We start from the raw sequence: 12,597 nt of genomic DNA, 5'->3' as shown, positions 1-12,597 counted from the left end.
GCATAAACTAAAAATCAAAATCGCCAGGTTCGCCGTTTAGTATTCTTCCTTTGATTATCTGGTCTTTAAATATTTTTATTAACTGCACTGTAAATTCAATACTGTTACCGGAAGATTCTGGAAATGGTATACCGGATTCTAATCGTTTAAGATAATTTTTATATGCACCGCTCAAGGCATTATAAGTATTTTCTTTTTCAACTTCTTTTGCAGTCAGGATTATTGAATCCCTCCAGTTTGGAACTGAAACAAAACTTACATCCTTCGTTTCTGAAAGTATCTCCAGTGCATTTAAAATATCATCATCCAAATCAACCTCTAAATGTTTCATTTCCTTAGCAAGCCGGTAACTCTCTTTTACTTTTGCCGTTTCATACTGGTTAATGAATTCTTCCAGTATTTCTTTTTCATAATATTTAAATGGCGGTCTTTTATCCTCCGGCTCCCTTATTACATACTTTTCAGGATTTTCAATTTTATCATTTTCAAAAAATAAGTTCCTGTAAAAATCTTCTTTATCTCCGCGCACATCAGGCAGACTAAGAAGTGAACCTGTTCCCATCCTTGAGTCATAATAAAAATACCATTCAGGTTTTGATATACCTTCCTGTGAATCCAGGTATTGCTTTTTGAAAATGTCATAATCCTGCCAGTCATCACTTAAAGAAACATCATCCTGGTAACTATCGGATAATAAATATTCACGATATAAATCGAACTCATTCTCATTTATAGCCGGGACAAAAGAACACCGCGTTATTGCTTTTTCCCAGTACATAAAATCGTGGGTCGATTCTACTCCGGGTATCTGAATTGATTCAGCACGCCACAGGCACTGCATATCAAATAGTTTTTTCTGCTGTATCTCCCAGAGCTTTTCGTAAGCAAGTTCGGAGTACTTCAATATTTTTCTTTCTTCCGCATACGCAAAGTGATCTGAAAACTCCAGCCAGTATGCCCGGGAGTATTTGTAACTGCTTATAAAATTTTTTATGCTTAACGCGTTGTAGGTCTCATGTAATTCCCTGTACTTAGGATTGGTAAGCAAATCATTTTCAACTTCGTTTCTTAACTTTTCCCTGTTGATAGTTTTTTGTAACTCTTCCCTGGTATGTTTTGAGAATTGCTCAAGAAATTTATTTTGGAGATCTGAACTCATATCAACTCCTGTTTATATAATTAACTATTCAGGTTATGATGTACCAGCTTATGCTCTTATAAAGTACTTCCGGGACTATTTGCTGACTAATTGTAGTTGAAAATAAAATAATGAGATTTGTTTGTCAATTAAATTATTGGCTTATAATTTTTGTTTAATAAACGGTGACAACAAGTTAAAGGGCGGTAATGTAAGTTCTGAATTATTAGCGAAGTGATTTTTCAGGCTACAAGGTAAACTTTCAAACTTTATGGATACAATTCATTCCTAAATCTTATAACACTTAGTCCCAAATGATTAGTGATTAAATGTACCCTCTATTATCCTTATTTCTTCTTCTGTTATGCCGTATAGCTGGTAAACCATTTCATCTATTTCTTTTTCTAATGCAGTGGTGTCTGAAGTATAATTTTTGGTCTTAGCAGTTAGGATAGTGTCAACAAGTTCAACGAATACTCCCTGTAACTTTTTGCTTGCTTCTTTAATTGGAATTTGAGAGAGATATTCTTTGGATAGATTAACTGTCAACTTTGATTCGTTAGTAAACCTATTTACATAAAACCAGTTTATCAGTTTTGAATTAAGTAAAGCTAATATGTATTTAATATTATACTCGCAATCCTGTTTTAATATTAAATTATTAATTGATTCTTTGTTATAAGTTTTTTTACTATCGTATGCTGCTTTCAACGGTTTGTGCCCACCTGTAATTCGTTGAATCAATAACTTCTCTGATGCTTCAAATATTTCCTTTGTTCTGGCTCTGTGTAATAGTTCCTGATTATAGTTCAAATATTTATTTATAGGTTTTATATAATAGCTGCCGATGTCACGCCCTTCAAGAAATGGTTTCCAACCTTTTATTTTCTTGTCACTCACTATTTCTCTTTGATTTTTTGTTATAACCACGCCAAAGATTAATTCTTTAGCAATGCTCCCAAGTTGTATAGAATGAATACTTAATTTCTTAAAAATCTCCTCATTCTTATCATCCATACTTAAAGCAATTACATAATTCCTACTAATAAATTCATCTTGACTGATATCATTCGTCTTAATCATCTCAAATCGTATTTCTGTTCTTTCATTTCCTTCTGGTTTTTCATTACTAAACAATATTACTATTGCAGTAGTGATTGCATCATCAAAAACATTAACCCCAAAGTCAGTTACTTGTTGAAACTTATAGTTATCCAACAAAAACTTTCGGGTATGATGGTATGATGTCACTCTTAAAAATGTGTTTGGAATTATTAGACATACCTTACCTTTTGTGAAAAGAATGCTTGCCGATCTTTCAACAAATAAGGTAAATAAATTTACTTTTCCCTGACCACTATAATAAATTTCCTTAAAATATTTTTTCTCAGTAGTAGATATTCCCTCATTACCACCAAAAATATACGGCGGGTTTCCAATCACAACATCAAACCCTTTATAATTCCCCTCACCGTCAAGCACTTCGGGAAATTCAAATCTCCATTCAAACGCATCAGAATATATTTTCCTGAATTCTTCTGCTTTTGTTTCTATTTCTTTTGAGAGTCTTGTTATTTTTTCGTTCAAATTATTTTTTTTCTTTTCAAGCTCAACTTCTTTTTCTTTTGAATCTTCGTGTTTGAAAAGCGGGTTATCAACATTCAGCTTATGCAATTGGGCAGTAAGTTTGTCCATTTGTTCGCGTTCTTTAATTAATGGGTCAACAGCAATTCCTCTGAATCTTTCTTTTGTCTTTTCAATTGTGTCCTTAAGTTCGCGTCTTTCGCTCTTATCCTGCGTGTTTTTGTATAACGCTACGCTAAGTTTGTAAACTTCAAGTACGCTTTTATCAGCGGGAGTGAATATATCCTCATCAATCTTAAACCTGCTTATAAGCGAGTTACCTTGTTTTATGTTTATATCAATGTTAGGTAGAGTAATTAAACTTAACCTCTTTCCTTTTCCATTTAATGTTGATGAACTATTGTCATTTTTGTAATACGAGTTTTTAAGCAGTTCAATCCACAAGCGTAGTCTGCATATATTCACCGAGTTGGGATTTATATCAACACCAAACAGGCAGTTTTCAATAATAGTTTCTTTTTCGTGAAAAAGAGTTTCCTGTAAGTCCTGCAATGATGTTATTTCCTTACCTGAAGGGTTCAAGTGATAATCAAAAAGTTCATCGGTTTCTTCATTGGTGATTATCAACTCATCGTTTTCAATTTCGATGTTATAATTCTGCACCTGCCTGCCGTCAATGTAACTCAGGATTTTAAGATCGGCTTTAATTGCAATAATTTCATTTAAACAGGAAACAAGAAAATGTCCTGAACCAACTGCGGGATCACAAATTTTTATGCTGTTTATAATTTTGTTTGCTTCTTTCCTTCCTTCAAAGGAAACATCCATATTTCTTTTCAGTTCATCATAATCTTTATAGGCAGTGTTTTTTGTCTCGTTAAACTTTTGAGTAACAGCACGCCTTAAAGTTTCGCGAGCCATATACATTGTTATAAAACCGGGTGTATAGAATGAACCTTCTTTATAACCATTTATCTTTTCAAAAATCAGTCCGAGTACCGAAGCGTTTATAATCGTCTTTCGTTCCTCGCGGATTTCCTCACCGCCTTCTGAAGCAAAATCATAAGCATCAAGGAAACGAAGCAGGTATTGAAGTGTGTGAAGTTCTCCGCCTGCAATTACTTCTTTATTAAACACTGTATTTGGATGATAACGAAGTTTATACCTGTCTTTAAGATTAGATATGTCAATTGTTTTCTTTTCAAGATCACCCTGATCAAACAAAGAACTGTTTAAGTATGGCAGGTTGTTGAAAGCAGGGATTAAATCTTTATTCCTGTCGCCGGGTTTTATGGCAAGAACTTCGTGAAAAAGTTCATACAGGTCATCATACTGATTGATAATTTTCGGGTCTAAAAATTTGTACGCTGTATTGCCGTTGTGGTAGTTTACAAGCTGAGCTTCAAGCAGCTTTAAGAACAATATGCGGTTTATCCAGATGATATTTAATTCGAGCGCGATATTAAAAAGCTGTATTTCTTTTGAATCACCGTATAAACTAAGATCATCAATATTTTTTGACTCAAGCATCCTTATTGTATTTTCAATTAAGGAGCCGTTGTCTCTTTCTTTTTCTTTCTTCCTGCCTATTTTCTTTTTGCTTCCCTCTTTAAATTCTTCAAGCCCGATTATGTGAAGTAACTCAATGTAGAATTGTTTGTTTAAAGTATTGCTGTCATTGGCAAATGATTCTTTTAGAATTTCCTGCGGAGAGAATTTTTTGAAAAGCGGGATAAGTTCTTTTTCATTCTCTTTGCCTGCTTTTATAAGACGTGATTTATAATTTCTTAGATCGAAATACACACATTCTATTTGCACATCGGTTTTTACTAAATAGTCACTCACAATTTCATTGTAAAAATGGTCATTGAGCTTTGTTACTTTTTTATCGTCACGCCATTTCAGATATTCATCTTTAAGACTGCTCTTGTAAAAATATTTTTCAAACTGGTCTGCTTTGAATATAAACCACTTATTAACGTTTGTGATTATGACAGATTTTATTTCATCGTTCTTGTGTTCAATTCGTTCTCTAAGGTAATAAAGAATTACCTCGTGCATAGCTTTGCAATTAAGGTTACTTTCGGAAATCATATCCGTTTTATTAACAGGGCTTTTCACTTCGATTAAAACACCGGCAAAACTTGAACCTGTTTTATCGATGTGTATTGTAAGGTCTGTTCTGCCTTTTGTGTTTACATACTTCCGGGCATAAAACGTATTTAGAAGAAAATCACGGACAAAGTTTTTGTTGTGCTCTTCCGATTCTCTGTCGTTTATAAGTGAAAGTAGTTTTTGAAGTTCATTTTTAAATTTGTTAAAGTCATCTCTTACAGGTTTTATCTTAAGATAAGATTTGTTGATTGACTTTTTAAGCTGGATAAGATTCAGTTCTATCATTTTGTGTTTTCTATAATTACCGGGAAGAGTTTTTTCCTCTTTTAAATTTCACCTGACTAAATGAAGTTGATTAACATAAAAAAAACAATTGCGTTATATAATACTGACTGACACCTGAACGAATTTAATGATTAGAAAATAGTTCCTATAACCGTGAATATGCGTAGCCCGAATATGTTCATCATAGCGGTTAAAAATTACGGAAATGATTTATTGAGTGCAAAACTTAAATTAAATATCGTATAATATATTGTCTGACGATAACTATGGAAGGAAAGAAAGAGAATTCTTTTATATGAATATTTTGTTAATCGATCACATTGTGAAAATCCGGCATACACTTTTCCCGGGAGAACAAAAAATAAACTGAATAAATAACCTGAACCTGGACGTGTATTGTTATAAAAAATATTCCGGCAAAAATTTTAGGTGCACTCTAATTTTGAAATATGATAAACCTGTCATATTTTTGTTGTGGAGATTGAAAAGTAAATGATAATAATTGTATGTACCGGGTTTGACCACTGATGTTAATGAGTCTCAGAAATAATGTTTTAAGATTCAGACTACTCTTTTACATTTATATAATATCCCTCCAGGTTTTCTTTTCCCTTTCATTCCATAAAGTACAGGATGAAGAATCGTTGTTTGATTCCGTTACTGAAATTACAACGATCTCTTGCGAAATCCTTTCCCCTGCAAATGTAGAGAATAACCTACGTGAGTATGACGGTCACGCAGCAGCTAAAATTTGCAGGAACGTATTCTTCTTTCAGACAGAATTTATCTTAAACAATACTGCTAATCTTTCTAATATTTCATTCGAGCAACAGGTCACAAAAGATTTTGAGAAATCAAGATTCCTTCAATTCATTTCAAGTCACACAGGTCTAAGAAGCCCCCCTTCTGTATCCTGACAGGAACTATTTAACAATTAAGTCGTAAAAAGTTTAGTTCAACCGCTGAAGTAATAAAAGCATTGAACACAAAATAATTTTAGTGCTATTAAAACATAGTCTTTCATCCACTGTTAATGGATGCTCATGCTATTTAATGTTTAGTCGCCGGTTATTACGGTATAGCACATAACTAAAATCAATTTATTAAAGGAGATGAAAATGAAAACTAAAGAATTCAAAGATGTATTTGCCGGTTTTGCCGGTATTGTAATTCCCGTGCTTATCGCTGTTGCTTTTGTGCTGTACTTTTTTGTAATGGGTAACCCTGAAAATTTTCAGGGCAATAACATCAACAATCTTCCAAAGCCTGGTAACTATCTCGGTATAATTTATAAAGGCGGTATTATTGTACCTGTGTTGATGTCAATCCTGATGATGGTTATTACTTTTTCTATAGAAAGATGGATAACTATAGGCAGAGCAAAAGGTAAGGGAACAATATCATCATTTATAATCCGTGTGTATCAAAAACTTGGGTCAGGAGATCTTAATTCAGCAATCGATGAATGTGATAAACAAAAAGGCTCTGTTGCAAATGTGATTAAAACAGGATTGCTAAAATATCAATCCGTCAGTGGCGACTCATCCACTAATAAAGATCAAAAGATAGTTGCAATTAAGCAGGAGATTGAAGAAGCAACTTCACTTGAGCTTCCTATACTCGAACAGAACCTGGTTATACTTGCTACTATTGCACCATTAGCAACACTCATGGGATTATTAGGGACGGTGCTCGGTATGATCCGTGCATTTGCAGCCCTTGCAACAGCAGGCGCACCGGATGCCGTTGCACTTGCTACAGGAATTTCCGAAGCACTAATAAATACAGCATTTGGAATTGGTTCATCAGCACTCGCAATCATCTTTTATAATTACTTTACAACCAAAATAGACAAGATGACTTATAGTATCGACGAAGCAGGAGTTGCCATTGTTCAGAACTTTACATCGAAGCATAAATAACAAAACAACATTTTAATTAAGGTGAATGACTATGCCTAAAGTAAAAATACCAAGGAAAAGCACGCTCATTGACATGACGGCAATGTGCGATGTTGCTTTCCTGTTGTTAACATTTTTTATGCTTACAACACAGTTTAAATCTGATGAATCTGTCATTGTTGATACACCGTCATCAATATCTGAGATTAAACTCCCTGATACAGACATTCTTAATGTGACAGTTACTAAGGATGGAAAAGTGTTCTTTAATATTGATAACAAGAATTTTGCGCGTGAAAGATTGCTGGCTAAGATAAGTGACCGGTACCCCGAACTTCAATTTACTGAAGAAGAAGCAAAAGCATTTGTCCTTACGGGTAGTATTGGTGTTCCGCTATCGCAATTAAAAAGTTATCTGGCACTCGAAGAAGTTGAACGAAAAGCATATTCCCAGCCCGGAATACCAATCGATTCTTCTAATAATGAATTAGGTACATGGGTAATGCAGGGAAGATTATCAAACCCGAATGTGAGGATAACAATCAAGGGAGATCAAGACGCACCATGGCTCGTTGTTAAAAAGGTTATGAATACTCTTCAGGACAAAAATGTAAACAAGTTTAATCTTATAACCGACCTGGAAGCAGATCCAAATAAATTGAAAGGGATTTGATTATGGCTGAATTAGAACAAAAACAAAGCGGTAAAAAAGGAAAGAAAAAGGGAAGGAAAAAAATGTCCACAAGGATTGACCTTACTCCTATGGTTGATCTTGGTTTTTTACTTGTGACATTTTTCATGCTTACAACAACTTTCAGCAAGCCGCAAACAATGGAGATTAATCTTCCTGTAAAACCCAAAGAACAAGTAGCTGAGGAAGATGAAAATTCATTAAAGGCTTCCAAAGCCGTGAATATTCTGATTGGTGCAGAAAATAAAGTTTACTGGTATCGTGGTTTGCCAAACGAACCACTTGATCCAATAACTGAAACGGATTTCTCGGCAGACGGAATACGAAAAGTTTTACTGCAGGAAAATTCTTTGATAAAAGATATGGTAGTTCTTATTAAACCAACAGATGACGCTAATTATAAGAATGTCGTCGATATTCTGGATGAGATGAATATAAGTGATATAAAAAGATATGCGCTTGTCGACATTACCCCGGAAGATCTTGAACTGATTAAAAATTACAAGTGATGGTGATAAACATGAACAGAGAAACCACAGTAAAAATTGACATCAACGACCTGATCTTTGCCAATAAAAACAAAGATTATGGCTCATACAGTCTTCGGAAAGCATATAAATATTACGTTACTGTTGCAATGTGGATTGCTATTTTTATAGTACTGCTTGTGACAACCGGACCTACGATTTACAGGATTGTGAATCCGGAAGATACATCGACCACAAAAAGAAAAATTGTTCAGATAACAACACTGGAACAACCCCCCTCTATAGGTGAACAAAAGGAAATACAAAATATTGAAGCACCGCCTCCATTAAAATCTACAATTAAATTTACTCCACCCGTAGTAAAACCCGATGAGCAGGTTACTGATGAGTACGTCCCGACTGTTGATGAACTTAAACAGGTAGATCCCGGATTGCGTACTGAAGAAGGTAACCCGCAAGGTGTTGATTACAGCCTTATCGAGGTTGAAGAAAAAGTCGTTGAAGAAAAGAAGGAGGAAGCCCCTGTTTATTTTGTTGCGGTTGAAGAAATGCCGGAACCGATTGGGGGTATTGCAGCCATTCAATCATTAATTCAATATCCTGAAATAGCAAAAAGAGCGGGCGTAGAAGGTAAGGTTTACGTCCTTGCGTTTGTAAATGAATCAGGTGATGTAACCGGGGCGCAAATTATAAAAGGTATTGGTGCGGGCTGTGACGAAGCTGCACTTGATGCAGTTCGGCAAACAAAATTTAAACCAGGCAGGCAGAGAGGTAAACCAGTGAAAGTTCAGGTATCAATACCCATCATATTTAAACTTCAATAAAAAATGTGATGTGTAATTACTGAAGTAAAATGGGAAATGCACAAATGAGTTATTATTCAGGTATGCCCGGTTTTGCGATGGCTCTTGTTTATATCTGTATCGGAACTGTGCTTATTCTAAATACTAATATCAGTTTCTTAGCCGGATATCAAAAATATGGGCTCGCTGCATTACTATTTCTTTATGGTGTTTTCAGATTGTACAGGTTCTTTATTAAAAGAAAAGAGGAAAGTAATGATGAAGATCAGGAATAGTTCCTTTCTTTTGTTTTTATCAATACTTATGAATGTTGCCGGATGTAACAACTCTGATTCTCCGTCAGATACACCTACAACCGGCGAACTTACTATTGTTTCCGATGAAGCATTCCATCCCCTGCTTGATACACAGGTTGCAACTTTTAACAGCATTTATACATACGCGAAAGTAAAAGTGATCTATGATACTGAAGCCGGAGCTTTTAATGAACTTATGAATGATAGTGTAAGGCTAATCGTAACATCGCGTTCATTTAGTAACGAAGAACTTGAAGAATTCAGGAAATGGGAAATTGTACCAAAGATTACTAAAATAGCATACGATGCTGTGGCAGTTATTTCTAACAAAAATCAAAATGATAGTACGATCTCTCTAATCCAACTAAAAAGTTTGTTGACCGGGCAACAAGCTGATGGATTTGAAAACTTCAGAGTTGTTTTTGATAATAACGGTTCTGGAATAATATCCTACCTCAATAATAAACTCGGGATTCATAATTTATCAAAAAACTGTTTTGCACTTAATTCAAATTCTTCGGTTATAAACTATGTCGCTAATAACAAGAATTGTATCGGATTAATTGGTGTAAACTGGATTAGTGATAAAGACGATTCTTCACACTTGAATTTTCTAAAGGAGATAAAAGTGGTTGAAGTATCGGAAACTGATTCATCTGAAACATTTAAGCCGTACCAGGCATACATAGCTCAAAAAATATATCCGCTTATAAGGGAAGTTTATCTGCTTAGCCGTGAAGCATATACAGGACTCGCTACCGGGTTTACCGCATTTGTAGCAAGTGAACGCGGTCAAAGGATTATACTTAAACAAGGACTTGTTCCCGCTACAATGCCCGTGCGTTTAGTTGAATTAGTTGAAGATGAAGAACTATAGAGAAAAAGGGAATAATTATGAAAAATTATATTAGACTTGCCGCAATTTTTATCTTCGTTGGAATATTCATTGCTCATCTTTATCCGCAGGATATATCTACGGGTATCAGGATGATTAAAAATGAACGATATGAAGAAGCTAAAATTCTATTGTCATCGTTAAAAAATGATAGACAGTCAACTGAATCATTTTTTTATTTAGGGCAGATTTATTTTGTTCAAAATAATATCGATTCTGCTCTTATCTGTTTCAATAAAGGAGTAGAAGCGAATAAAGACTTTCCCTTGAACTATGCAGGCAGGTATAAAGTTAATGTTGTAAAAAATAATTTATCGGAAACTGTTTCAGACTTTGAAAAAGCCATTGATTCAGAAGGCAAATTAAAGTCAACAGTTTTTGTAACGCTTGCTGAAGCGTATTCGGGCAAAAGTAACAGCTACAATTTTGAAAAAGCCAAAGAATATCTGGACCAGGCAATAAAAGCCGATGTTAAAAACATCGATGCACTTATTGCATTGGGTAAATTGTATTTCGCGGCAAACAACGGTACTGAAGCAATAAAAAAATATGAGAATGCTTTAGATGTTGACCGGAATAATTCCGAAGTATTGACACTAAAAGCTCAGGTTTATATTCTGATAAAAAATTTTGAAGAAGCCATATTACTTTTGAATCAGGCTATTCAAAATGACAGTACATATGCCGTAGAATATCGTGTGCTTGCTGAGCTTTATGCAGAATTAAAATTTTACTCTAAGGCTGCCGAATATTATCTAAAGTATCTTGAAGTCTCCACCTGGACACCTGAAAAGATTAAAAGATATGCTGCTCTGTTGTACCTGAATAAAGACTACACAAGAACAGTAGAATTATTGAAGCCATTAGAATTTGAAGGCAGCGAATTAACATCAACGACAAGAATACTCGCCTATTCATATTTTAAAATGGATGATTTACAATCAAGTAAAATCTACTTTGAAAAATTATTCGATGCAGATTCGGTAGAATACCTTACATCTGATTATGAAAATTATTCAGAGTTACTTTCAAAAGCCGGTAATGATTCCCTCGCAATTGAATATTTATATAAGATCATAAAAACTGACTCTTCAAGAAATGATGTTTATGGAAAAATTTCTGTGCTTCAGTTTAAGAATAAAAATTGGGAAGGAGTTACATTAGCATTAAAAAACAAAAAGAACCTTACGGCGCAGGAATATTTTGATCTGGGTAAAGCATATTACTTTGTTTCTGAAAACCTCCTCGCAGGGTTAGTTCAAAAAATCTCAGAAAGAATTCCGTTAACACCGGAATTAAAAGCTTCACTCAGATCATCCATAATAAAATACCAGCAATCACCTGGTGATGATGCTTCGACAAACGAATTTATAAAAAGTATCCAAGGCTCATTCAGCCAGCAACAAAAAAATAATTTCAATTCAATTAAAGATGAATGGCTGCAAGAGGCGAAAAGCGCACCTGTTTATAGTAATTATATCTCATCTGAAAACGCTTTAAGCAATCTTAATGAGAAAGCACCTGAACTGGCGATAGGATTTTTCTGGAAAGCCAGGGTAAAAACAAATCTTGATCCTGAAACAACAAATGGTTTGGCAAAACCGGACTATGAAAAGTTTATTTCTATGGCAGAACCTGATTCAATAAAATTTAAGAAAGAACTCTCTGAAGCATATTCCTATATGGGTTACTTCTACTATCTTCAAAACGATAATGGTCTTTCAAAACAATATTGGGAAAAAGTTCTAAGTGTTGAACCTGAAAATAAACAGGCAGCAGACGTATTAAAACATCTCAAATAATGCAAAAGAGATATAGTTGTTAATTAATAATAACGCTGAGATCGGTTGGTCAGGAGGTAATATGAAGGAGATAATAAAATCTACTTTCAAAAGCGGCTTATACGCGATGAGAATAAAGTTATATGTCCGTGTTCTTTTAAAACTTTTTTTGTTTTTTCTTGGACTCTATTTGACTGCAAAATTTGCAATCCTGATGACCGGATTATTCTTCAATAAATAACAATCAAAAATTATGGTAACAAAATTATTACTGATGTTCATAGCCACGGCAGCAATTTCATTTTTTGTTGCATTCCTTGTCAGAATGATTTTTCATCTTGTAAATATCAAATCATTTAAAAGTCTTTTTACATTCAATTCTGATGATATAAAAAGAACGAGTACACATGAAATAAATTCCCTTCAAAAAGAAGCCGGAAACCCGGCAATTGAAGATGAAATTTATGCAGCTATTGGTCTGGCGTTGTATTTATATATGGAGGAAATAAAAGAACTTGAAAAACTTCAGCTTACTATTAAGAAAACCGTAAAAACTTACTCACCTTGGAGTTCCAAAATTTACGGAATAAGACAACACCCGAGATAAAAACTCATCTATA

11 protein-coding genes and 1 pseudogene are annotated in these 12,597 nt (G+C 34.3%); 10 read left to right on the top strand and 2 right to left on the bottom strand.

What is annotated here, in order from left to right; translation table 11 throughout:
* Positions 1-7: 7 nt before the first annotated feature.
* Both IPM56_07590 and IPM56_07585 read right to left on the bottom strand, forming a co-directional pair.
* Complete coding sequence (locus IPM56_07590) at positions 8-1,159, bottom strand: hypothetical protein (protein QQS37800.1); 1,152 nt, start codon at positions 1,157-1,159, stop codon at positions 8-10.
* 297 nt (positions 1,160-1,456) lie between these two features.
* Positions 1,457-5,122 carry an Eco57I restriction-modification methylase domain-containing protein gene (locus IPM56_07585; GenBank protein ID QQS37799.1) on the bottom strand — a complete coding sequence of 1,222 codons (3,666 nt, stop codon included), beginning with the start codon at positions 5,120-5,122 and terminating at the stop codon, positions 1,457-1,459.
* Between the two features lie 533 nt (positions 5,123-5,655).
* On the opposite strand from IPM56_07585, the gene IPM56_07580 reads away from it, so the two are divergent.
* The 10 genes and pseudogenes from IPM56_07580 (at position 5,656) to IPM56_07535 (ending at position 12,584) form a co-directional block, all read left to right on the top strand.
* Positions 5,656-6,039: a hypothetical protein gene (locus tag IPM56_07580; protein ID QQS37798.1), complete on the top strand. Its 384-nt coding sequence runs from the start codon at positions 5,656-5,658 to the stop codon at positions 6,037-6,039.
* 195 nt (positions 6,040-6,234) lie between these two features.
* Entirely contained in the window at positions 6,235-7,044 is an 810-nt protein-coding gene (locus IPM56_07575; GenBank protein QQS37797.1) for a MotA/TolQ/ExbB proton channel family protein, read from the top strand.
* 31 nt (positions 7,045-7,075) lie between these two features.
* Positions 7,076-7,696, top strand: a complete 621-nt coding sequence (locus IPM56_07570; protein ID QQS37796.1) for a biopolymer transporter ExbD — start codon at positions 7,076-7,078, stop codon at positions 7,694-7,696.
* A gap of 2 nt (positions 7,697-7,698) precedes the next feature.
* Positions 7,699-8,223, top strand: coding sequence for a biopolymer transporter ExbD (locus IPM56_07565; protein QQS37795.1), 525 nt, complete (start codon positions 7,699-7,701; stop codon positions 8,221-8,223).
* Between the two features lie 464 nt (positions 8,224-8,687).
* A pseudogene (locus IPM56_07560) lies at positions 8,688-9,026 on the top strand (energy transducer TonB).
* A 29-nt stretch (positions 9,027-9,055) separates the two neighbouring features.
* Positions 9,056-9,280, top strand: coding sequence for a C4-dicarboxylate ABC transporter (locus tag IPM56_07555; protein ID QQS37794.1), 225 nt, complete (start codon positions 9,056-9,058; stop codon positions 9,278-9,280).
* Entirely contained in the window at positions 9,261-10,178 is a 918-nt protein-coding gene (locus IPM56_07550; protein ID QQS37793.1) for a substrate-binding domain-containing protein, read from the top strand. The genes IPM56_07555 and IPM56_07550 overlap by 20 nt, the downstream gene beginning before the upstream one ends.
* 17 nt (positions 10,179-10,195) lie before the next feature.
* Positions 10,196-11,998, top strand: a complete 1,803-nt coding sequence (locus tag IPM56_07545) for a tetratricopeptide repeat protein (protein QQS37792.1) — start codon at positions 10,196-10,198, stop codon at positions 11,996-11,998.
* Positions 11,999-12,059: 61 nt separating this feature from the next.
* Complete coding sequence (locus IPM56_07540) at positions 12,060-12,218, top strand: hypothetical protein (GenBank protein ID QQS37791.1); 159 nt, start codon at positions 12,060-12,062, stop codon at positions 12,216-12,218.
* Positions 12,219-12,230: 12 nt separating this feature from the next.
* A complete protein-coding gene (locus tag IPM56_07535) occupies positions 12,231-12,584 on the top strand; it encodes a hypothetical protein (protein QQS37790.1) in 354 nt (117 codons plus the stop codon).
* The last annotated feature ends 13 nt before the right edge of the window (positions 12,585-12,597 follow it).

It is taken from the genome of Ignavibacteriales bacterium (genome assembly GCA_016700155.1).
GTDB lineage: Bacteria > Bacteroidota > Ignavibacteria > Ignavibacteriales > Ignavibacteriaceae.
Note: the sequence above shows the minus strand (reverse complement) of the source record. Positions and strands in the feature narration are given on the sequence as shown.